Origin of the sequence: Parahalioglobus pacificus (genome assembly GCF_014652275.1) — a bacterium.
Classification (GTDB): Bacteria; Pseudomonadota; Gammaproteobacteria; order Pseudomonadales; family Halieaceae; genus Parahalioglobus; species Parahalioglobus pacificus.
Map to the genome: position 1 here is coordinate 15,959 of NZ_BMYM01000004.1, position 21,447 is coordinate 37,405.

The window sequence follows — 21,447 nt, forward strand, 5'->3', positions numbered from 1 at the left end:
AGTTTCAGGGACCTAAGTGGGGTTGATACCCAAATACTTCAAGAGCGGATTCACTGGGTCGCCAAATTTCTCTTCACTGTCAGACAACGTGGTGTACACAACGTTCCCTCGCTCATCGGTGTGAATCCACTGAAGATCGGGCCACTGCCTGAGCCACGTGAGTTGTCGTTTAGCGAGTTGCCGGGTTGCGGCGATGCCCTTATCAATAGCCTCGTCCAGTGTGCATCGCCCTGCCAGATGTTCCCATAACTGCCGGTAACCCACCGCGCGAAGGGCCGGGGCCGAATCACCAATATCATCGCGGGCATACAGGGCAGCCACCTCCTCCAAAAAACCCTGACGCATCATGATCTCGAAACGGGCTCGAATCCTGTCATGCAGCACTGATCGTTCTGTGGGCGCAATGGCCAGTTGGAGTGTGCGATACCGATCCAACAGGGGAGCGACCGCGGGCTGGCTCTGCCATTGACTAATAGGGACACCGCTGGCGCGATACACTTCCAGCGCGCGAGAAATTCGCTGGGAGTGATTCGGGTGGATCTGCGCAGCTGCCACCGGGTCAACCGCAGCCAATTGCTGATGCAGCGCAGGCCAGCCAATGGCCTGGGCCTCCTCTTCCAGAGCACGCCGTATATCCTGATCCGCCTCCGGCATGGGCGACAAACCCTGCAGCAGCGCCCTGAAGTACAGCATGGTGCCGCCCACTAGCACCGGCAAGCGTCCGCGGCCAACACTCTCTTCAATGAGCTTCAGGGCATCGGCGGCAAACTCCGCTGCTGAGTAGACCTGCGCAGGATCGCGAATATCTACGAGTGCGTGGGGCAGGTCAGGACGAGCCGCGCCGATGTCCAAACCGGTATAAACCAGTGCGGAATCCACGCTGATCAAATCGCACTCAAGATGTCGAGAAAGGGATTCGGCGAGGGCCGTTTTACCCGAGGCCGTGGGCCCCATAATGCACACGACATCAACGGGAAGCGTGGCCATCTAGCGCCCCCGAAGAAAGAGCTTATCGAGCTCGTCCAGACCCAGTTGAGTCCAGGTTGGTCGCCCATGGTTGCACTGCCCGGAGCGCTCAGTGGCTTCCATGTCGCGCAGTAAGGCGTTCATCTCAGGAATCGTGAGACGGCGATTGGCTCTCACGGAGCCATGGCAGGCCATGGTTGAGAGGATCTCATCCATGTGCGCATCAATGCGATCCGAGCTGCCGTATTCAGCAAGGTCCGCCAATACGTCCCGCAGTAACTGCTCCACATTGGAATCGCGCAGCGCGACGGGCACTTCTCGGATGAGCAAAGACTCCTCGCCGGCAACATCGACCGCAAGGCCAATCGCCGAGAACAGCGACTGATGCTCACTGGCAAGGGCGACCTCGCGTGCGCTCACCGCCACGGCCTGAGGGACTAACAACGGTTGACTACGAATACCTTCCTGAGCTCTAGCCTCCTTGAGCCGCTCGTAAGTAATGCGCTCATGGGCTGCATGCATATCCACCAACACCAGCCCGTGAATGTTTTCTGCCAGAATATAGATGCCCTTCAGTTGCGCCAACGCATAACCCAGCGGCGGTGCCGACTCAGGTGATTCGGACTCGGGCATCGTGGGTGCCGGTGACGACGGATGAACTCCGGCGTAGCTGCGCATCTGTGCCTGCCCCAGGCTGCCAGCGGCCACGCCCGTAGGGCGCATCGAGTAGGCCGGCTCAGCCTCCTGTGTACCCCAGGCCAGGCCACCCTGGCTGCGAATTTCCCCGGTGGTCAGGTCAACGGCACCGCCCTCCGGTAACGCTGCAGCTCCAGGGGACTCCACCTGATCAGCCGGACGCACATCCGCCAGGGCGCGGTGCAAGCTGCTAAAAATGAAGTTGTGCACATCACGGCCGTCCCGGAAACGCACCTCATGCTTGGTGGGATGGACGTTCACATCCACTTTGGCCGGGTCTAGCGACAAGTACAGGACAAACGCCGGATGACGTCCGTGATAGAGCACATCTCGGTAGGCCTGCTTCACCGCATGCGCTATCAGCTTGTCCCGGATAACCCGCCCGTTAACAAAAAAGTATTGAAGGTCCGCCTGGCTGCGGGAGAACGTGGGAAGACCTACCCAGCCCTGCAGTTTGAACTCGGGCAGTTCGCGCTCTATGTAAATCGCCTGTTCCATAAAGGCTGGGCCACAGAGCGACGCCACCCGCCGCTTCTGCTCAGGCTCGTCCAGTGCAGGCCTTAGCTGGTGAATCACACGACCGTTATGCCGCAGGCTAAAAGCCACATCAAAACGCGCCAGCGCCAAGCGCTTAACCACCTCTTCCAAGTGGGAAAACTCGGTTTTTTCCGTGCGCAGGAACTTGCGGCGGGCCGGCGTATTGAAGAACAGGTCGCGCACTTCTACCGTTGTGCCCCTGGGGTGGGCCGCCGGGCGCACCTGGACTTCCATGTCGCGTCCCTCAGACTCTGCCTGCTGCCCTTCGCTGCTGTCATCAGCGGTGTTGGATATGAGGCTGAGCCTTGATACCGAGCCGATACTGGCCAGAGCCTCGCCGCGGAATCCCAGGCTGCTCACGGCCTCGAGGTCTTCAAGGGACGTAATTTTGCTGGTTGCATGGCGCGCCAAGGCCAAGGGTAAATCCTCAGCGGCAATACCCTGGCCATTATCGCGAATGCGTATCAGCTTGGTGCCGCCACTTTCCACATCAATATCGATACGTGTACTACCGGCATCCAGACAGTTTTCCAACAGTTCTTTGACCACGGACGCGGGGCGTTCAACCACCTCGCCGGCGGCGATCTGGTTGGCCAATCTGGTACTGAGCCGCTGTATGCGGGGCATGAAGACCTGCTAAGTTGTCGGGATTTTGAGGCTCTTACCGGCCTGAATGGAGTTGCTGCGGAGGCCGTTGTGGGTCTTGAGCGCGTCTACAGACACGTTAAAGCGCTGAGCGATACCGGACAGTGTATCACCGCGGGCAATCACGTACTGCTCACCCTCCTGCTGCCGTCGCCAGGCCAGCAAGGTACCCGGCGTTGGGTTAGCGCTCCACCAGTCGCGAATACCGTAAAAAATCTGTTTCGCCATACGCCGCTGATAGCTGCGTGTGCCTAGCTTTTTCGCTTCCCCAGGGTTGGAGATAAAGCCAGTCTCCACAAGGATAGACGGGACATCAGGGGATTTAAGGACGGCAAAGCCGGCCTGCTCTACCTGCTTCTTATGCAGGTGGGCAATATCATCCATTCGCCGTAACACCGAGGAGCCGATTTTCAAACTGCTATCCAGAGTGTTGGTCATGGACAGATCAGCCAAGACGCCGGCGAGCACATCGTCTTTGTCAGAAAGGCTGGTGCCGCCCACCAAGTCCGAGGCGTTCTCACGCTGTGCCAGGTGACGGGCCGCCGTACTGGTGGCGCCGCGTAGCGACAAGGCATACACAGATGCGCCGTGGGCCTGCTTGCGATCAAAGGCATCCGCGTGGATGGAGACAAACATATCGGCCTGGCGTTTTCGGGCCAGATCACGTCGCCCCTTCAAGCTGATGTAATAGTCGCCACTGCGAATCAGTGTGGGCTTGAAACCGGGTTCCTTCGCAAACAGCGCATGCAACTCCTTGGCAATGGCCAGAACGACATCTTTCTCCCGCAGCCGCTTGGGCCCAAGAGCGCCAGGATCTTCACCGCCATGACCGGCGTCGATCGCAATCACGAGATCGCGCTTACCATTGGTGGTCGGCCTCGACACTTTCTTCGGTTGCGTGCGCTCACTTTTTTTGTCGTACAGATCCAGCACTAACCGATCATCCGCCTGTTCATTGGCTTTGAGGGCAAAGCTGCGCGGATTAACCGTGGTGCTCATGTCGAGGACGACACGCAGATCGTCGCCGTCGCGCACACCGGAGCGAATATTTTTAATTGGGGTATTGCCAAGCTCCAGGTCATTCAGCGGGGTTTTTAATGCGGTATCGCTGACATCCAGAACGATGCGTGACGGGTTTTCCAGCACGATGAGCTTGTGTGAGGTCGGCGCTGTGAGGTCAAACACAATACGAGTATGGTCAGGTGCTCGCCATAGACGCACATCGCGCACCTCCACCGCACTGGCTGCACTTGCCAATACCAGCGCGATAACCGGCAAGATCCGGATACCCTGTTTCATCTCACTCCCGCCCTGCGTCGATAACGCGAACGATGGTTTTTGGTGGCAACTACCAGGCCATCCCCATGGCCTTCTCCCGCACCGCGCCCCCTGCGTCAGTTTGGGCCTGCAACACGATGCTGCGCCCGTCGCCTTCTCGGCTTATGGTAATCACTAAATCCGCCGGGGGCAAAACCCCATCACCCCGCTGAGGCCACTCAACGAGCAGCAAATTTTGACCATCGAGGTAATCGCGGATACCCATAAATTCCAGTTCTTCAGGATCACCCAGGCGATACAAGTCGAAATGGTAAACGGGAGGACGCGTGTGTTCGTAGGGCTCCACCAGCGTATAAGTAGGGCTTTTCACGGCGCCGTCGTGCCCAAGACCGGTCACGATGCCTCGACTCAACGTGGTTTTACCCATGCCCAGATCGCCCACCAGATGCACAACCAGCCCCGCATGCAGCAGGCCTGCCAACTGCCTGCCAGTTGTAACCATGGCATCCTCACCATTGGCGACAATGCGCATCAGTCCAATAGCTCCCTCATCACCGGTATCAGATCGGTAGCCAACAGGCCTCGCTCGCCGTCCAGCGCGGCAATATCTGCCGCTGCAGAATGCAAGCAAACCCCCAGAGGCGCGGCATCATCGGCCGCGAGGCCCTGGGCGATCAATGCACCCAATACGCCACTAAGCACATCGCCCATACCGCCACTGGCCATGCCAGGATTACCGTAGTCGCACAAGCCAATACCCTTCTGGCTGGCAACCAGCGTGCCATTGCCCTTGAGCACAACCGTCGCGCCCAACTTACTCGTGAGCGCAGTGGCCGCCGCAAATCGATCAGTTTGAATCTCACCGACCGCACAACCCAACAAGCGAGCCGCTTCACCGGGGTGAGGTGTCAACACGCTGTCGGATAAGTCAGCGCTTTGAACATCGCCCGACGCCAACACATTCAACGCATCTGCATCCAGCACGCAGGGCTTTTGCGCTTGCAGCGCGACCTGCAGGCAGGCTTTTGACCACTCGCTTTGCCCAAGACCAGGCCCGACCACAAGCACGTCAGATGCGTCGATGAGTTTACGAACGTCGGTCGCGCCAGCCACACCGTGGGCCATGATTTCGGGGATACGCGCGATGGCCGCTGCAACGTGTTGTTCCCGAGTCGCCAAGCGCACTAACCCGGCACCGCATCGCAACGCCGCCTCGGCAGCCATCAATGACGCTCCACCCATGCCCTCATCGCCGCCAATGACAAGTACCGAGCCACAGTGCCCTTTGTGCGCGGTGGCCGGCCGGGGAGGCAACTCCGCCAGCAGGGTATCAAGATCCAGACGCCAGACGTCCGGCGCCACGCAATCGTGGGCAGTGTCAGGCACTGCCAAATCCGCGAACTCCAGTTCGCCAACACAGTCCGGGCCGTCCAGCGTGAACAGACCGCGCTTTAGGGCAATGAAGGTCACCGTGATATCAGCGGTGACCGCAGAGCCCAGGATTCGACCCGTATCGGCGCAGAGCCCCGAGGGCACGTCCACTGCCAATACAGGCAGCCCGGCGGCATTAACGGCTTCAAAGGCAGATGCGTAAACCGGGCGAACATCACCACCCAGCCCTGTTCCTAGCATCGCATCCACCAGAATGCCGTCGCCCTCCAAACAGCCGTCAACGTAGGGAACAGAAGGCACACCTGCATCCAGTGCCAGATCGCGAGCCTTGCGAGCATCGCTCTGTATCTTTTGGCTATCACCCAGCTCAAGCACCTGTACGGGTATTCCTCGCTGATGGAGGCGGTGTGCGATCAAGTAACCATCGCCCCCGTTATTGCCTGTGCCGCACAGCACCTGAACCCGCGAGGGCTGACCCCAAACTGCAGTCATCACTTCACAACATGCCTGAGCCGCTCGCGCCATGAGGATCGACCCGGGGATACCACAGCCCTCTATGGCAGCGGCATCCATTGCCCGTGTTTGAGCGGCAGTGAACAAGGGTTCTAACAACGCAGTTTTCATAACGGCAGTATACCCTCAAGCCGCCGGCTTTCTGGCACACTTACGCCCAGTGAATGCCAAGACCCACGCTATGCCCCCCGAACTGTCGCAGCAAGAACTCTCGGCCCTGCGCGCCCAGTTGAACGACTGGGCTTCAGAGCTTGGCTTTCAACAACTGGGCGTGACTTCCATTGATCTGGGAGAGCATGAGGAGTATCTGCAGCGGTGGCTGGCAGCGGGTTACCACGGCTCCATGGACTACATGGCGGCGCATGGGACCAAGCGAAGCCGTCCCGAGGAATTGCTGCATGGCACCTGCGCCGTGCTGTCTGTGCGTATGGATTACGTCACACACGATACCCAGCCCCTAACGGTACTAGACTCGCCCGAGCGTGCGTATGTGTCACGCTACGCCCTGGGAAGGGATTACCACAAGCTCATTCGTAACCGCCTGGCCGCTTTGGCTAAGCGGATCGCGAAGGAAGCCGGCGGTGGGCAATACCGGGCCTTTGTCGACAGTGCACCGGTGCTCGAGCGGGCTATTGCAGAACGAGCCGGTCTGGGGTGGATCGCCAAGAACACCATGCTCATTAACGACAAAGCCGGCTCCTGGTTCTTTCTGGGGGAAATCTACACAGATCTGCCTTTGCCCACCGACCCACCACAGCACAGCAAGCACTGCGGCAGCTGTACCGCCTGTCTAGAGATCTGTCCCACACAGGCCTTCACAGGTCCGTTTGAGCTTGATGCCAGACGCTGTATTTCCTATCTCACCATTGAGCACAAGGGCAGCATCGACCCAGAACTGCGACCATTAATGGGCAACCGGGTATTCGGTTGCGATGACTGCCAGCTGGTGTGCCCATGGAACAAGTTCGCCCAGCTCACCAACGAGTCAGATTTTGCGCCGCGGCACGGTCTGGACTCCGCAGATTTGGTCAGCCTGTTCTTGTGGGACGAGGCCACCTTTCTCAAGAACACCGAGGGATCTGCCATACGCCGCATCGGCCATGAACGCTGGCTCAGGAACCTCGCCGTGGCACTCGGGAATGGTCCCCCAAGCCAATCCGCGCGCGAGGCACTGGCAAGCCGAGCCGACCACCCCTCGGAGTTAGTACGCGAACACGTCGTCTGGGCATTGGCGCAATTCAAGGCTTGAAGCGAAAACACGCTTTTGGGTTACACTGATTCCATCGCCGAGGAACGGTGAACGCACAGGAACACGGATGACACAGTTTGCTGCCAGTACCCACCCGGGTCTGAAACGCGACCACAATGAAGACTGCTATGACGCCTCACCCGAGTTAGGCTTATGGTTAGTCGCGGATGGCGTCGGGGGACATGCCCACGGCGAGGTCGCCAGCGGCATCGTCAAAGAGACTGTCAAATCAGCGGTGGCAAGCGGCAAGTCGCTAACCGATGCCATCACCAAATCGCACCAGGCCATACTGAAAGAAATAGACCGGCGCGCCGACGGCAGCAACATGGGATCCACCGTGGTTGTACTGCACCTGCAAGGCAGTGATTTCGACCTTGCCTGGGTAGGCGACAGTCGCGCATACCTTTACCGTGACGATGGGCTGGAGCAGCTGTCTCGTGATCACAACCCGGTCAGCGAAATGCTGCGCCAGGGCATTCTCACGCCTGAGCAGGCCGCGGTGCACCCCGAGCGGCACGTCCTTAGCCAATCCCTGGGTGTCTCCTCCAACGTGGTCGTGAACCCGGACTCAGCGAGCGGAACGCTTGCCGCTGGGGAACAGATCATTCTTTGCAGCGACGGCCTCTCTGACGAACTCACAGATGCCGGCATCGCGGCCATTATGGCGCGCGAAGCAACACCACAGGCTCAGGTTGATGCGTTGATCCACGGCGCACTGAATGCCGGTGGCAGTGACAATGTCACGGTGGTCGTGGTGGGCACACCCTCAGCAAGACCCGCGGCACCGCACGGCGGCATCGATCTTGAAACCACACAGAACATCGGGCACGCAGTGGCCACGAACAAAACCGAACGCGTGAGCCACACCGGCAAAGTGTGGCTGCTGGTTGGTGCGTTGCTGCTACTTGGGCTGTGGTTACTGCTATGAGCAGGCAGTGACGAACAAGGCGGAGACGCTGGGTCGATTCACACTGCTGCACCATCTGGACGATGGCGGCAGCTCTGACGTTTACCGGGCACACAGCGATGAGCTGGGCACCGTTGCACTAAAACTGCTGAAACCCGCCGCCAGAGAAAACCCTGATGAAGTAGAGCGCTTCCTTCGGGAAGGGCATCTGCTGGAAGAACTCTCCCACCCGGCGCTTCCGAACGTCGTCGATGTCGGGGTCGAGGAAGATACCCCCTACATCGCCATGACGCTGCTCCAGGGACAACCTTTGGATGCGTATTTGCAGGCCAAAGGAAAACTGGACAGCCAACGGGTGCTGGCCATCGCTGAAGATATTGCCGCCGCACTGGTGGTTGTGCATACCAGCAATACGGTGCATCGGGACTTGAAACCCCACAATATTTTCATCTGCGACGATGACGAACGTGCGGTGCTAATGGACTTCGGTGTCGCACGACCCATGAATCATCGTACGGAAAACCGCGCCACCCCGCGCTATATGTCACCCGAACAAGCCAGCGGCATGACGCTCGATGGCCGCTCAGACCTGTTTTCACTGGGCGCGATCCTCTACGAATTGCTCAGCGGCTCACCGCCTTTTCCCGGTAAAACGCTGGATGCATTGATAGAGCAGGTTCGGACTCATCACCCTGCCCCGCTGTCAGATGCGGGGGCAGCACAACCCATCGTCGAAAAGCTACTGCGCAAACAGCCAGCGAAACGCTACCGCTCAGCGGGCACGCTGCTGCGGGATATTCGAAAAGCACGCGCCAAAGCCCAGCGCCAACCTCTGAAGAAGCTGGAGGTGGTGGCGCTAATCGCGTTGGGAATCGGCGTGATTGCCTGGCTGGTCAGCTAGCGGTCGTCGTCGACCGCAGGGGCCTGAATAAAGGTGGTCTTGTTAGCGGCATCGAGCTCCGAGCGGCGAGCGGAAAACATTTCCGTGACACGGAAAATGATGTCGTGGAATCGCAGCTCATCTTCATTGCGCAGTGCCTGACGCTTGCTGATTGCCTTGCCGTTCACCACGGTCCCGTTTGCTGAACCCAGGTCTTCCACGTACAGCTGGTCATCCACCATACTCAGGCGTGCGTGCTGACGAGATACATGCGGGCTGACCACGGCGAGGTCACATTCGAGAGAACGGCCCAAGACGATGTCCTTGGTAACACCGAAGCTCAGTCCCGCCAGCGGGCCTGTTTCCGCCGTTAGCGTCCACTGATAACCCGGCTCACTGTCGCCCTTACGAAAATAGTGAGTGACACCCCCGGTGCGCCTATCATTAATTGGCGGAATGTTGGCCAGGACACGACGCTCTACAAAGGAAGTGGTGCGAACAATCCCCTGCGGCGTAATCTGAAAAAACCAGGCCAAGGCAAAGTTCACGGGGAAGCCAATGACAGCACCGTAAAGAAAGTAGCGGGATCCGAGGTCGGCATCGAAGCCCAATGCCGGAAACAGAATGTCACCCACCTGCAGGGCACCCCAGCAGACAAGGATATACAGGATACACGTGCGCGTGACCTTTCGACGCTTTAGCTCTCGAAAGAACGACCAGGATTCTTCAGGTGATGCTTCCATAACTCCCACAGTCTAGCTCCGAGGAGTCATTATTCAACTCCAGATAGGCAGCGATAGAGACGGCGGGGCATTACCGGCAATCTGACCGATGCTACCCGCTCCCTGGGTAAATGCCCCGCCGTCAATAAGACTTACAAGAGGGCGGCGGAATAGTTGGAAACTTTTTTTACTTTTTCTTCTCAGCCCATATTCAGGAAGTGTTTACGGTAGTAGCGCATCTCCGCGATAGACTCTCGAATATCGTCCAGAGCAAGGTGAGTGCCGGTTTTGGTGAACCCCGTCTCTAGCTCAGGTCGCCAGCGCTGCATCAGAATTTTCAAGGTGCTCACATCCAGATTGCGGTAGTGAAAGTACGCTTCCAGCCTGGGTAAATGCCGCGCCATGAAGCGTCTATCCTGGCAAATGGTATTGCCACACATCGGCGAGGCGCCTGCCGGCACCCAATGCGAGAGAAAAGCGATGGTGTCCTCGGTTGCATCGCCTTCATCGGCATCACTGGCACGCACGCGATCGACCAGCCCTGAGCGATTGTGGTGCGTCGTGTTCCACTCATCCATGCCCTCCAGAACTGCGTCCGGCTGGTGGATAGCGATCACAGGGCCTTCTGCCAGGGTATTCAGGTCACTGTCCGTCACAATCGTGGCGATCTCTATAACCACGTCTTGATCCGGATTCAGACCGGTCATCTCCAGATCTACCCAGATGAGGTTGCTCGGATTCTGCATGATGTCGTCCTGCTGCGATGGCCAGTGCAGTGTAACAAATGCCTCGACAGTACGACCCGCCGACTTCGATAATGTCTGTATGAGTAAACGTAAGCTCAGCCGGCGTCAGGCCTGGCGAGTCAACAAAATTCAGGAAGAACGAGCCAAGCGTGCCGAGCAGCGGCAGGCGCGGGCAGAGCAAGCTTTGGGCGCGGGCGAATTAGGGCCGGAGCAAAATGGGCTTGTTGTCGCCCACTTTGGCACCCAAGTTGCCGTTGAGGACGAAGATGGCACCGTGCTGCGCTGTCATGTTCGCGCTAACGTGCAGACACTGGTCACCGGCGACGCAGTTGTATGGTGCCGTGGCGAGCCCACAGGCGTCATCGTTGCCCGCTTGCCGCGCCGCGGTGAACTTTGCCGCCCGGACCCACATGGCGCACTGAAACCGGTGGCGGCGAACATTGACCAGATCATTATCGTGTTCGCGGCACTGCCCCAGCCCCACGCAAACCTCATCGATCGCTATCTGGTGGCCTCAGCGATCTCCGGCAGCGAGCCAATCCTGTTGCTCAATAAAACCGACCTGCTGGAAGAAGATGCCGAGTTAGCAAGAAGTATGGAGGCACTGGTGTCGCCCTACGAGTCACTGGGCTATCGGGTACTTCGCAGTGCTATTGGTAGCAGTGGCATGACAGACTTGGAAAGCGCGCTCGCTGACCGTATCAGTGTGTTTGTAGGCCAATCCGGTGTAGGTAAGTCATCCATCATCAATCGGTTACTGCCCGAGGCGGGGCTACGCGTGGGGGCGCTATCAGAGGCTCGTGCCAAAGGCACTCATACCACCACGACAGCACAGCTACTACACATGCCCAGCGGGGGCAGCCTGATTGACTCCCCTGGAATTCGGGAATTTGGTCTTTGGCACATGAGCCGCGCAGAGGTTGAGCAGGGCTTTGTCGAGTTTAAACCCCACCTGGGTCACTGCCGATTCCGCGACTGCACCCATGAGCACGAGCCCGGGTGCGCCATACTCGCCGCCGCCGAACGCGGCAATATCAGCCCGCAGCGACTGGACAGCTATCGCCGAATCGTCGCTAGCCTGGAAGGCGCCTAGCCCTGACGCTGGGCCAAAGGTTGGCCCAACACCGTAGCCGTGCCCGGCTGGTAATCTGCGAGCCAGTCAACGGCACCTTCAGGGAACAGCAAAATCACTGTGGACCCCAGTTTGAAGCGCCCCATCTCTTCACCCTGCGCCAGAGTTACGGGCTCGGGTAGCGCCGAATAGTCTTTCGTCTGGGGTACCTTCAGTGGCGGGGCCACCTGGCCATCCCACACGGTCTCGATACCTGCAACCACCATCGCGCCAACCAACACCATTGCCATTGGACCCAGGGCGGTGTCGAAATAACAGACCAGCCGCTCGTTACGCGCAAAAAGCCGATCAACATTCTCTGCCGTGGTGCCATTCACGGAAAACAGTTTGCCCGGCACATAGCAGCTGGCTGTGAGTGTGCCCGACACGGGCATGTGCACACGGTGATAGTCCCGCGGCGACAGGTAAATAGTGGCGAAGTTGCCATCAGTGAACTGTGCTGTGCGGGTTTCGTCACCGGCAAGCAAGTCACTGACGGTATAAGTCCGGCCTTTGGCTTGCAATACGCTGCCGTCGGTAATCGTTCCAATCTGGCTCACTGCACCATCCGCGGGATGGACCACATCGGCTTCGGCAATAGGCCGCATGCCGGGCTTTAACTCGCGGGTGAAAAAGTCATTGAAGTTAACGTAGTCCTGCGCCCGTTCGTGTACAGCCTGATGCAGTTGCACATCAAAGTGGCGCACAAACTGTTCTATCACCCAGTTTTTCAGCCAAAGGGGGTAACGCAACTCCGCCAGCCAGCCGGTGAAGCGGGATAGCAGTTGCTGCGGCACAACATGTTGAAACAAGATAAACAGCGATTCCATGGCGCGTAGTGTATCCTCTGCTGAGACAAAGGAAAGCGCGCATGCCAACCCACAGGTCGCATCACCTGCTGCCAGTTATTGCGCTGGCAAGCCTTGCCGTCGCAATGCCGGGGCGTTGCGAGCAGACTGCGGCCGCTCCCGAGCAGAGCCCCTCGTCCACCACCATTGCACCGGTCTCCAGTGAGGCGCTGGAAGATACACTGGGTGCCTGGGAACCCACTGTACCCGATCCCAACGAATTCGATGAACAGCCTGCTGTGAACTGGGTGGACGACAGCCATGCCTACATGGCCAATCAGGCTCAGTCCCTGACCGAATGGATGGACGAGTTTTTTGGCGACCCTGAGTACAATCTGGAACAGGCGGAGTCACTGCTACGACTGGAACTCATCGACGACTGGGAAACCGAAGACGGCCACGACTTCAAGATACGGCTGCGTGGCAAGGTGCAGCTCCCCAAAATCTCTAGGCGCTTGAACCTGGTGTTTAGCGGCGAGGAATCGGATCTGGACGATGAAGAAGACAGGCGAGTAGACGACGAGATCGGGCTGCAGTACGAGGTGAGGGAAGGTAGCCGAAGCCGGCTGGATCTCACCATGGGCATCTCTGGTAGCAAGCCCAAGCCGGGCATCAAGTACCGCAACGAGGGCCCTATCGATGATAAGCACAGTTATCGCTTTATTGAGCGGGTCCAGTACTCGGACAAGGAAAAGTTCTTCACCATCACTCAGGGCGACTTGAACAGGGTCATCGACGACAACAACATTCTTCGGTGGAGTAATCGCGCCATCTGGGGCGAACGCACAGACGGGGTGGAATGGCGCACCCGGCTGAGCCTGCGACAGCGCCTGGACCCCGAAGCTCGCCGGCCGATTGCACTGAACTATTTCGCCGCCATCAGTGGTGAGACCGAACCCAGTAGCTACGTTAAAAACTACCGGCTGGGCGTGTTGTGGCGGCGACAGGTCTACCGCGATTATCTCTTTGTTGAGCTGGAGCCGGCGTACAATTACCGGCGCAAGGAGTTCGAGGATAACCGGCGCAGCGTATGGAGCATGGTGGTGAGACTTGAGATCGCGTTACAGCGCGATCTCATTCGCAAGCGCTAGTCCAACACGGCAAGCGCTAGAGGTTTTCCTCCGCAAAAGCTGCCAATCGGGAGCGAACGATTCCATTCACATGCATCATGCCCGCATGCGGGTAGGCCTTGGTTTTCTCGACTAGATAGGTGAGGCCTGATGTCAGAGGCGAGATGTACTTATTGTCGATCTGCGCAAGGTTACCCAACACAACAATCTTGGAGTCTGCCCCCACACGGCTGATCACCGATTTGAGCTGAAACTGGGTTAAGCCCTGACTCTCGTCAATGATGATGTAGGCATTGTTGAACGAGCGACCCCGCATGAAGTTCAACGACTTGAATTGAATATTCGCGCGCTCCTTCACGTAGTCGATACTGCCATGGCAGGATTCATCCGTGCCGTGCAGTATCTCCAGGTTGTCGTCGAAGGCGGCCAGCCAGGGCGCCATCTTCTCTTCCTCGGTACCCGGCAGGAACCCGATATCCTCCGCGATCGGTGGCGTCGATCTGGCCACAATGAGTTTGTTGTATTTCTTCTGCTCGAGAATGGCATGTAAACCGTATGACAGCGCCAGCAGGGTTTTGCCCGAACCGGCGGGTCCTGTCATGACCGTCATGTCTACGCTGTCATCCGCCAGAAGCGCCATCGCCATGGCCTGCTCCAGGTTCCGCGGCGTCAAACCCCAGAACTGACGGTGCATCAGGTTGTCGCGGCTGTCGCAGCGCAGGTAGACGAAATCCTGATCCACGCGTTTAACGAAGGCCATGAATTCCTGATCGTCATACAGGAACATGTTGGGATAGGCCTGCGGCAGCGAACGGCGCGGAATCCGGTGGAGCGTGCAGTCCCCCTCCCTGAGCGTATCGACTTCGGAGATGGTCGACCAGAAATCACCCTCAATGTGTTCGTAGCCTTTTGCGAGCAGGTCGATATCGTCGAGCACGCGGTCGCGGCGATAGTCTTCAACACGCTGCAGACCTGAACCCTTGGCCTTGATGCGCATGTTGATATCTTTGGTGACCAGGCAAACAAAGGCCTCCGGGCTTTCCGCCTGCAGCTTCAACGCCACATTGATAATTCGGTTGTCATTGGCCTGATCCTGCGTGGCATCCAGAAATGGCACCTCACTGTCATCGGTCAGTAGCTGATCGGGGTAAATCGCCAGGGTCCCCAGCGGGCCCTCGGCCACTGACCCGGGCACCTCCACACCGGCCTGAATCTCCTGGGGTGACGCCGCGTCAACGACTTTGTCGATCATGTTAATGGCGATCCGGGCCTCTCGGCTGACCGTTTTATCGTGGCGATCTTTAATATGGTCCAGTTCTTCCAGCACGGTCATGGGAATAACGACCTGATGCTCGTTGAAGGCGGTAATAGCGGTGGGGTCATGCAGGAGCACGTTCGTATCCAGAACGTAGATTTTCTTAACGACGGGTTTCAGGGTGGTTTTTTCTACGCGCAGGGTAGAGCCTGATTCCATAAAGCAATCCTCGTGGGGCTGGGGTGTGGGAGCTGTGTGTCTCGATGATGACGCCAGCTAACGGCGTCCGGTCTTGCGATGTCCCCGACTCTGGCGGCCGGCTGGATTTTAGGGGTTAGGCTGCTCGAGGCCTCAGTCATTGGCGGCCTGATGATTGCGAGGCAGCGTGGGGGCGCCACCGCTAAAATGACCTGTGCGGCAAGCGCTGGGCGCCTTACTGCACATGGCGAAACCTGTATGAATCAACCGTCCTTCCGTACCTGATTCAACAATTGCACGCCTTGATTATTAAGGCGGCATTGGCGCCGTGTCAACGCCCTCTGTCTATAAGTTTTGCGCTGCGGTTTTTCGACTGACACGGGATAGTAATTCCGTTAGAGTTACACGCTTGTCTGCCTATTTTTCCAAGCTGTAACCATCATGCTCGACCAGAATGCCCTGACTCAACTCAAGGGCTTGAAAACCCAAATGGAAGCCGAAAAAGAGCGCGCCGAAGCCGTTATCAAAGGCACTCAGGCGCGCTACGGCTTTGCGGTTCTTGACGATGGTCGCGAGATCTTTGTCCCACCTGATGAGATGCTAAAGGTCTTCCCGGACGACCGGGTCAAGGTGTGCATCCGCCCGACCAAAGACAACAAAACCGTTGCCGATGTTGAAAAGCTTGTCGACAGCGCCCTGAGCGAGTTCACGGGACGCTGTATACGAAAAGGCAAAGCCGTCTTCGTCCAGCCCGACCTCAGCAACATGAGCCGGTGGCTGTTCCTACCACCCCACGCGCGTAACGGGGTCAAGGAAGGCGACTACGTTCGCTGTGCAATCCTGCGCCATCCCATTCGGGACGGTAAACCGCAGGCCAAAATCCTGGAGGTGCTAGGCGATGACAGCACACCCGGCATCGAGAACATGTACACCGCCGCCAAATACCAGTTGCCTGGCGAATGGCCAGCTGCCGCACGCAAAGCACTGGATGAGCGCATTGCAAGTTTTAACCCACTGGAAACCGGAGCGCGCCGCGACCTCACAGATCTTGAGTTTGTGTCCATTGATGCGGCAAGAACGCAGGATATCGACGACGCGCTTTACGCCGATATCAGCAGCGACGGCTGGACCCTGTATGTAGCCATTGCCGACCCCACCGCCTACATCACGCCGGACTCGCCCCTGCTGCAAGACATCGCGGCACGGGCAACGTCGGTTTATTTCCACGGTGACCAGCTACCTATGCTGCCGGAGCCACTGAGCCAGGATACCTGCGCGCTGACAGAGGGTGACGACAGACCTGCTCTGGTGTGCAAAATCTCCGTGAGCGACGCTGGCGAAGTCGGTGACTTTGAATTCATGGAAGCAACCATTCGCTCCAGAGCGAAGCTGTCGTATTACGCGGTCGACAAATACCTGAATGGTCAGGCCGATGACCTGATGAGCCACGCCACACCGCTGGAAGCCCTGCTTCAGGTGTATCGGGCGCTGCGCAGCCACCGGGAGACCCGCGAGTTAGTGATGGAAGACCGTCGCGAATACCGCTGGGTGCTGGGCGATGACAAGCAAATTGAGTCGGTGGAGCCCAGCGAGAAACTATTGTCACAGCGCCTGGTGGAAGAATGCATGGTGGCCACCAATCGCTGCGCTGCCAAGTTCCTGGCGAACAATGGCGCCAGCGGCCCGTTCGTAAGACACCCCGGATTCCGCAAGGACCGTATCGAAGAGACGCGGAAATTCCTGCAGATGCATGTGCCCGAACTGTTAACACAGGATTTGACGAGCGTAGCGGGCTACCGCGCCATCATGAAAGCGCTGACCGCCAGCGGGGCCGCCCTGCCCTTACGCTCCATGGTGAACCGCTTGCTCACGCGCGCCGAGTTAAGCACCGAACCGGGTCCGCATATGGGCATGGCCTTGGCCGGTTACACCAATTGCACGTCACCACTGCGCAAGCTGGTTGACTTCATGGTACATCTGCAGATCAAAGCGATTTTGCACAGCCAGCCCGCCAGCCTGTGTCAGGCAGCAGACACGCAGGCACTGGCTCAAAAGCTCGCTAATTGCCGAGCCGCCACCCAGGAGGCCGAGCGTTGGCTTGCCAGTCGCTACATTAAGCGTCTGGCGGACGGTGGCACTACGCGCTTCACTGGCATCGTCGCTCACATTAACAGCTCAGGTTTTACACTGAAGCTGGATGACAACGGGCTGGAAGGGTTGGTCGATCTTCGAAAGGACCCCGAGAAGTTCAGTTACGACAAGTGGACCGCCAGTCTCACCAGCACCACTCGTCGCTTCCAGTTAGAGCAGACCGTCGAGGTCGACTTCAAGGGCATAGATGACAGCGGTAATCACACAGTACTGTTTGAACTAGTCCCGGGGTGCGGCCTCAAACCGGCAAAGGTAGAAGCCAAGAAAGCTAGCGAATAAGTCGCAGCATGGCGCGGGGCCAATGCCCTACATGGTGCGTCTCTTTTGCTAATGCGTATATTGGATGTTTAGCAGACTCACCAACGGCGTGCTGACTGTGCCCCGGCCGAGTGCATGGGGAACAGGGTTACTGAGCGCGCCATACTGGCTTGGACGCGCGCCACCAGCCCTATCATCTCCCGGACACCCAGTGCTCGCAGGTACACGCCCATATCCTTTTGGCTATCCAGGCTAACATTGCTGTCGGTACGCCTAAGCGCCTCTATGATCATGAGCTCCTGACCACTGTAGTCGTTAGCCTCGCCAAAAATCAGCTTGGTGAAGGTGTCTACTATCGCCAGCTCTGTGGGCGCATCCTGCGAAAACTGACCTGTGTAGCGCTTCATTGCTGTGCCTCGCGGCCCTGTTTGGGGGGCCATCACTGATATCCCTACTTTTAGTATGGGTGATACCTGAGGCTGAACTGTACAAAAAATAGGCAATTTTTCACAAAAACGGCGGAAAGGCGTGATGAGGGGGCCGAATGGCCGGCTTACAGCCCCCTTGTCGGGCAAAAAACGACTTAGAAGTGCGCGTTGCCGGGTGTCCTCGGGAAGGGAATGGCATCGCGCACATTCTCCATGCCAGTGACATAATTGAGCAGGCGCTCAAAACCCAGGCCAAAGCCGGCATGCGGTACCGTGCCGTAGCGGCGCAGATCGCGATACCACCACAGCTCTTCCTTGAGGTGCTCATCCATTCGAGCTTCCAGCACATCCAGGCGCTCTTCGCGCTGGCTGCCGCCGATGATTTCCCCAATGCCCGGCGCCAGCACATCCATAGCTGCTACCGTACGCTCATCATCGTTCAAGCGCATATAGAACGCCTTGATGTCCTTGGGATAGTTCATAACAACAACAGGACGCCCGATGTGTTTTTCAGACAGGTATCGCTCGTGCTCGGATTGAAGGTCCGCACCCCAACTCACGGGGTACTCAAAGGACTCCCCGCAGTTTTCCAGAATCTTGATCGCATCGGTGTAATCGATGCGCTCGAAGCGGTTATCGATCACGGCCCGCAGGCGATCAATCACCGTTTTGTCGATACGCTGCTGGAAAAACGCCATGTCATCTTCGCGCTCGTCCAGTACGCGCTGCAGCACGTGCTGCAGTAAGTCTTCCGCGAGCTGTGCATCATCGTTCAGGTCAGCGAAGGCGATTTCCGGCTCCACCATCCAGAACTCAGCGAGGTGGCGACTGGTATTGGAGTTCTCAGCACGGAACGTCGGCCCGAAGGTGTATACCTTGCTCATGGCCAGGCAGTGAGACTCCACCTCCAACTGGCCCGACACGGTCAAAAACGCCTCGGAACCGAAAAAGTCCTGTTCATAGTCCACACCGCCACCGGGCGCCTGCGGCAGATTTGTCATGTCCAGGGTGCTGACCCGAAAGAGCTCTCCCGCCCCCTCGCAGTCACTGCCTGTGATGATGGGCGTGTTCACCCAGTAAAACTGGTTGTCGTGAAAATAGTTATGGATGGCATTTGCCAGCGTGTTGCGCACGCGCGTGATCGCACCGAAGGTATTCGTGCGCACTCGCAGGTGCGCCTGAGTGCGCAGGTACTCGAAGGTATGGCGCTTCTTCGCGATCGGGTAGCTCTCGGCATCGTCCACCCAGCCCACAACCTCCACAGTCGCGGCCTGTATCTCTACGTTTTGGCCTTTGCCCTGAGACTCGACCAGTTGCCCGGTAACCACGACGGCGCAGCCCGTGGTGAGCTTTAGAATTTCACTTTCGTAGTTGTCCAACGTGTTGGGAACGACGGCCTGAATCGCGTCAAAGCAGGTGCCGTCATGTACCGCGAGAAATGAGATACCCGCTTTGGAATCGCGCTTGCTGCGCAACCAGCCGCGCACGGTCACAGTTTTATCGACGGCAACTTCGCCTTTCAGCAGTGCCGATACAGTCGAAATAGAGGTCATAGGAGAACCCGGTCCTGTCCCATCAAAATGCAGGCGCGGAGGATACCGAAAGCCCGGATCATCGCGCAATGCGCGTGATCTTTCCGCCCTCAAGGGTAAGGTTGTACATCAGCCCCTTGTTGGAGAAGACAAAGCCAATAACGGGGGCCGCCAGCTGCCGCGTATCCAGCTTACCGCCAGCACCTGACTGAATAATGGCAACGCTGCCGTCCACACCGACTTCCCAGCCCTGGCTATTGCGAAAATTCACCAGCGCCTCATCGGTCATGAACAGTAGCACTTCCGATTTATACTGCGCACCCAGTTGTAAGCCGAAGGAGGCGCCGGCAGTTGCGTAGTAAGCCACTGGCTCATCATCCACCAGCAGCACGCCCTCGCCATACTGTCCGCCCACGCCGAACCCCATTTTTACAACATCAGGAAACACCAGCACCCCCTTGGCCTTCCCCAGTAGGTCTTCGGCAGAGGCATTGTGAGCTAAGAGGCGCTCCAGTGCCTGGGCGCTCTTGCTATCGATGGCCTCGCGGGAGTCTGCCATCGCTGCGGTGCAAACCAGCAGCAGCACGGTGCCTAAGCACAACAACAGCCACCGGCTGGTCACAGGCGAGCTATAGATCAAAGCGCTCACCCACCAACTGCTCGCTCAGTGACCACAATTTCTCCGCCGCCTGGGCATCCAAAGCATAAGCCTCCACCCCACCCTCTAACTGGGTTTCCTGCCCGGGTTGGGCCACTTCTCCGATATGGCAGTCTTCCAGGTACAGACCACCCTGCCCGTCCAACTCGGCCGCCGTGGCTGCCCATACGCTGGTAGCGGCCCCCTGCGGAATCGTCTTGAAGCGCATTTCCTTGCCTTCGGGCTGGTTACTCATCAGCAAGTCGAAATCGCTCTGATCCATGTAGCGACTGAGTTCCGTCATGATGACGCCCGGATGGACGGCATAGGCATGGATTCCGCGTTCCGCCAGTCGCGCCTCCAAGGCAACCGTAAACAGGGCATTACAGGTTTTTGATTGTCCGTAGGCTTGCCACTTATCGTAATCACGCTGCTGGTAATTCGGGTCGTCAAAATCGATGTTCGCAAACCGGTGCCCGGCAGAGCTCAGGTTTACAATCCGTGCATGCGCACCTGCCAGTAATGCGGGCATCAGCAAGCAGGTGAGCAGGAAATGCCCAACATGGTTGGTGCCAAACTGCATCTCAAGCCCCTGCGCCGTACGCTGCAAGGGCGGGGCCATCACGCCCGCATTATTGATCAACGTGGTAATCGCCGGCAGGCGCGCTATCAGGTCTGCGGCGCAAGCGCGGATCGAATCAAAATCGGCAAGATCTACAATCCCCGTCTCGATGGTGCCCGCCAGGTCCTCCGCCTGCAGGCCCTCTGCTGCGGCAGCCAGCTTCTTCGCGTCGCGCCCAAGCATGATCACTTTTGCTCCCGCAGAGGCTAGGGCACGGCTGGTTTCAATACCCAGCCCGGCAGATGCGCCTGTGACCACAGCCGTCATCGCGCTCAAATCTTGCCCGGCCACAATATCTGTGGTGCTGGTATCGAACCCCAATGTTGCCATTCCATTTCTCCAAGGCGATCGCTGACGCTTGACAGCATAGCCCGTTTGAGCGCGAATGTGTGCCACGGTTGAACCACGGTAATTGGCATAATGAATGACGAGATCGAATTCATGGAGGGCGGTGCCTACTTCAGTCTGGCAACCCGCAAACGCTCCGGAGACTTTGTGCCCACACCGGTCTGGTTCGCTCCCGCTGGCGGCAGTTATTACGTGTTTTCGGCCGGCAATGCCGGAAAGGTGAAACGCCTGCGTAACTTCGCGGAGGCCCGGGTAGCCGCCTGTACCGTGACCGGCAGCCTTACCGGCCCCTGGCATGAAGCTTCCGCTGAGCTGCTAACAGACCCGGCCGACCAATCAACGGCGCTGGCAGCATTGCGCAACAAGTACGGTTGGCAGATGACACTGGGGGATGTGTTATCTCACCTCACGGGCAAGTATCGTAAGCGCGCCTACATTCGGGTGACACTAGCCTAGGG

General features: G+C 58.2%; 20 protein-coding genes. 7 read left to right on the top strand and 13 right to left on the bottom strand.

Annotated features, from left to right (window positions below):
• Positions 1–12 precede the first annotated feature (12 nt).
• From miaA to IE089_RS14845, 5 genes are read right to left on the bottom strand one after another with little or no spacing between them, the layout of a single operon-like run.
• Positions 13–987: a tRNA (adenosine(37)-N6)-dimethylallyltransferase MiaA gene (miaA, locus tag IE089_RS14825; protein ID WP_229802799.1), complete on the bottom strand. Its 975-nt coding sequence runs from the start codon at positions 985–987 to the stop codon at positions 13–15.
• A complete protein-coding gene (gene mutL / locus IE089_RS14830) occupies positions 988–2,826 on the bottom strand; it encodes a DNA mismatch repair endonuclease MutL (protein WP_189478638.1) in 1,839 nt (612 codons plus the stop codon). It lies immediately after the preceding gene.
• Between the two features lie 9 nt (positions 2,827–2,835).
• Entirely contained in the window at positions 2,836–4,143 is a 1,308-nt protein-coding gene (locus IE089_RS14835) for an N-acetylmuramoyl-L-alanine amidase (protein ID WP_189478639.1), read from the bottom strand.
• Between the two features lie 49 nt (positions 4,144–4,192).
• A complete protein-coding gene (gene tsaE, locus IE089_RS14840) occupies positions 4,193–4,654 on the bottom strand; it encodes a tRNA (adenosine(37)-N6)-threonylcarbamoyltransferase complex ATPase subunit type 1 TsaE (RefSeq protein WP_189478640.1) in 462 nt (153 codons plus the stop codon).
• The gene (locus tag IE089_RS14845) at positions 4,654–6,138 is read right to left on the bottom strand and encodes an NAD(P)H-hydrate dehydratase (RefSeq protein ID WP_189478641.1); all 1,485 of its coding nucleotides are present in this window, start codon (positions 6,136–6,138) and stop codon (positions 4,654–4,656) included. The genes tsaE and IE089_RS14845 overlap by 1 nt, the downstream gene beginning before the upstream one ends.
• Positions 6,139–6,208: 70 nt before the next feature.
• On the opposite strand from IE089_RS14845, the gene queG reads away from it, so the two are divergent.
• The 3 genes from queG to IE089_RS14860 all read left to right on the top strand — a co-directional run bounded on the left by queG (position 6,209) and on the right by IE089_RS14860 (position 9,084).
• The gene (gene queG / locus IE089_RS14850; protein ID WP_189478642.1) at positions 6,209–7,276 is read left to right on the top strand and encodes a tRNA epoxyqueuosine(34) reductase QueG; all 1,068 of its coding nucleotides are present in this window, start codon (positions 6,209–6,211) and stop codon (positions 7,274–7,276) included.
• A gap of 67 nt (positions 7,277–7,343) precedes the next feature.
• A complete protein-coding gene (locus IE089_RS14855; RefSeq protein WP_189478643.1) occupies positions 7,344–8,204 on the top strand; it encodes a PP2C family protein-serine/threonine phosphatase in 861 nt (286 codons plus the stop codon).
• Between the two features lie 7 nt (positions 8,205–8,211).
• The gene (locus tag IE089_RS14860) at positions 8,212–9,084 is read left to right on the top strand and encodes a serine/threonine-protein kinase (protein WP_189478644.1); all 873 of its coding nucleotides are present in this window, start codon (positions 8,212–8,214) and stop codon (positions 9,082–9,084) included.
• Here IE089_RS14860 and IE089_RS14865 read toward each other — a convergent pair.
• Positions 9,081–9,806: an FHA domain-containing protein gene (locus tag IE089_RS14865; RefSeq protein ID WP_229802800.1), complete on the bottom strand. Its 726-nt coding sequence runs from the start codon at positions 9,804–9,806 to the stop codon at positions 9,081–9,083. The two genes, IE089_RS14860 and IE089_RS14865, sit on opposite strands and share 4 nt — an antisense overlap.
• A gap of 179 nt (positions 9,807–9,985) precedes the next feature.
• Positions 9,986–10,531, bottom strand: a complete 546-nt coding sequence (gene orn / locus IE089_RS14870; protein WP_189478645.1) for an oligoribonuclease — start codon at positions 10,529–10,531, stop codon at positions 9,986–9,988.
• A 79-nt stretch (positions 10,532–10,610) separates the two neighbouring features.
• Between orn and rsgA the strand changes: the two genes are divergently transcribed.
• Entirely contained in the window at positions 10,611–11,624 is a 1,014-nt protein-coding gene (rsgA, locus tag IE089_RS14875; RefSeq protein WP_189478646.1) for a small ribosomal subunit biogenesis GTPase RsgA, read from the top strand.
• Here rsgA and asd read toward each other — a convergent pair.
• Positions 11,621–12,472 carry an archaetidylserine decarboxylase gene (gene asd / locus IE089_RS14880; RefSeq protein ID WP_189478647.1) on the bottom strand — a complete coding sequence of 284 codons (852 nt, stop codon included), beginning with the start codon at positions 12,470–12,472 and terminating at the stop codon, positions 11,621–11,623. The two genes, rsgA and asd, sit on opposite strands and share 4 nt — an antisense overlap.
• A gap of 41 nt (positions 12,473–12,513) precedes the next feature.
• Here asd and IE089_RS14885 point away from each other — a divergent pair, with 41 nt between their 5' ends.
• Positions 12,514–13,581: a hypothetical protein gene (locus IE089_RS14885; RefSeq protein ID WP_189478648.1), complete on the top strand. Its 1,068-nt coding sequence runs from the start codon at positions 12,514–12,516 to the stop codon at positions 13,579–13,581.
• 16 nt (positions 13,582–13,597) lie between these two features.
• On the opposite strand, the gene IE089_RS14890 is transcribed toward IE089_RS14885, so the two are convergent.
• Positions 13,598–15,034, bottom strand: coding sequence for a PhoH family protein (locus IE089_RS14890; protein ID WP_189478649.1), 1,437 nt, complete (start codon positions 15,032–15,034; stop codon positions 13,598–13,600).
• Between the two features lie 420 nt (positions 15,035–15,454).
• On the opposite strand from IE089_RS14890, the gene IE089_RS14895 reads away from it, so the two are divergent.
• On the top strand, positions 15,455–17,443 hold the full coding sequence (locus tag IE089_RS14895; protein WP_189478650.1) for a VacB/RNase II family 3'-5' exoribonuclease: 1,989 nt from the start codon (positions 15,455–15,457) through the stop codon (positions 17,441–17,443).
• A gap of 77 nt (positions 17,444–17,520) precedes the next feature.
• Here the strand turns inward: IE089_RS14895 and IE089_RS14900 are convergent, their stop codons facing one another.
• The 4 genes from IE089_RS14900 to IE089_RS14915 form a co-directional block, all read right to left on the bottom strand.
• The gene (locus IE089_RS14900; protein ID WP_189478651.1) at positions 17,521–17,829 is read right to left on the bottom strand and encodes a hypothetical protein; all 309 of its coding nucleotides are present in this window, start codon (positions 17,827–17,829) and stop codon (positions 17,521–17,523) included.
• Between the two features lie 176 nt (positions 17,830–18,005).
• The gene (gene asnS, locus IE089_RS14905) at positions 18,006–19,403 is read right to left on the bottom strand and encodes an asparagine--tRNA ligase (protein WP_189478652.1); all 1,398 of its coding nucleotides are present in this window, start codon (positions 19,401–19,403) and stop codon (positions 18,006–18,008) included.
• Positions 19,404–19,461: 58 nt separating this feature from the next.
• On the bottom strand, positions 19,462–20,031 hold the full coding sequence (locus tag IE089_RS14910) for a BPSL1445 family SYLF domain-containing lipoprotein (protein ID WP_229802801.1): 570 nt from the start codon (positions 20,029–20,031) through the stop codon (positions 19,462–19,464).
• Positions 20,012–20,971, bottom strand: a complete 960-nt coding sequence (locus tag IE089_RS14915) for an SDR family NAD(P)-dependent oxidoreductase (RefSeq protein ID WP_189478653.1) — start codon at positions 20,969–20,971, stop codon at positions 20,012–20,014. The genes IE089_RS14910 and IE089_RS14915 overlap by 20 nt, the downstream gene beginning before the upstream one ends.
• A 90-nt stretch (positions 20,972–21,061) precedes the next feature.
• On the opposite strand from IE089_RS14915, the gene IE089_RS14920 reads away from it, so the two are divergent.
• Positions 21,062–21,445 (top strand): PPOX class F420-dependent oxidoreductase, encoded by a 384-nt coding sequence (locus IE089_RS14920; RefSeq protein ID WP_189478654.1) that lies wholly within the window; start codon positions 21,062–21,064, stop codon positions 21,443–21,445.
• Positions 21,446–21,447: the final 2 nt, after the last annotated feature.

Coding starts and splice junctions, on each gene's coding strand:
- tsaE (WP_189478640.1), bottom strand. CDS start 4,654: ATGCGCATTGTCGCCAATGGTGAGGATGCCATGGTTACAACTGGCAGG.
- IE089_RS14835 (WP_189478639.1), bottom strand. CDS start 4,143: ATGAAACAGGGTATCCGGATCTTGCCGGTTATCGCGCTGGTATTGGCA.
- rsgA (WP_189478646.1), top strand. CDS start 10,611: ATGAGTAAACGTAAGCTCAGCCGGCGTCAGGCCTGGCGAGTCAACAAA.
- asnS (WP_189478652.1), bottom strand. CDS start 19,403: ATGACCTCTATTTCGACTGTATCGGCACTGCTGAAAGGCGAAGTTGCC.
- IE089_RS14855 (WP_189478643.1), top strand. CDS start 7,344: ATGACACAGTTTGCTGCCAGTACCCACCCGGGTCTGAAACGCGACCAC.
- IE089_RS14895 (WP_189478650.1), top strand. CDS start 15,455: ATGCTCGACCAGAATGCCCTGACTCAACTCAAGGGCTTGAAAACCCAA.
- IE089_RS14890 (WP_189478649.1), bottom strand. CDS start 15,034: ATGGAATCAGGCTCTACCCTGCGCGTAGAAAAAACCACCCTGAAACCC.
- orn (WP_189478645.1), bottom strand. CDS start 10,531: ATGCAGAATCCGAGCAACCTCATCTGGGTAGATCTGGAGATGACCGGT.
- IE089_RS14845 (WP_189478641.1), bottom strand. CDS start 6,138: ATGAAAACTGCGTTGTTAGAACCCTTGTTCACTGCCGCTCAAACACGG.
- asd (WP_189478647.1), bottom strand. CDS start 12,472: ATGGAATCGCTGTTTATCTTGTTTCAACATGTTGTGCCGCAGCAACTG.
- miaA (WP_229802799.1), bottom strand. CDS start 987: ATGGCCACGCTTCCCGTTGATGTCGTGTGCATTATGGGGCCCACGGCC.
- IE089_RS14885 (WP_189478648.1), top strand. CDS start 12,514: ATGCCAACCCACAGGTCGCATCACCTGCTGCCAGTTATTGCGCTGGCA.
- IE089_RS14920 (WP_189478654.1), top strand. CDS start 21,062: ATGAATGACGAGATCGAATTCATGGAGGGCGGTGCCTACTTCAGTCTG.
- queG (WP_189478642.1), top strand. CDS start 6,209: ATGCCCCCCGAACTGTCGCAGCAAGAACTCTCGGCCCTGCGCGCCCAG.
- IE089_RS14865 (WP_229802800.1), bottom strand. CDS start 9,806: ATGGAAGCATCACCTGAAGAATCCTGGTCGTTCTTTCGAGAGCTAAAG.
- IE089_RS14915 (WP_189478653.1), bottom strand. CDS start 20,971: ATGGCAACATTGGGGTTCGATACCAGCACCACAGATATTGTGGCCGGG.
- IE089_RS14900 (WP_189478651.1), bottom strand. CDS start 17,829: ATGAAGCGCTACACAGGTCAGTTTTCGCAGGATGCGCCCACAGAGCTG.
- mutL (WP_189478638.1), bottom strand. CDS start 2,826: ATGCCCCGCATACAGCGGCTCAGTACCAGATTGGCCAACCAGATCGCC.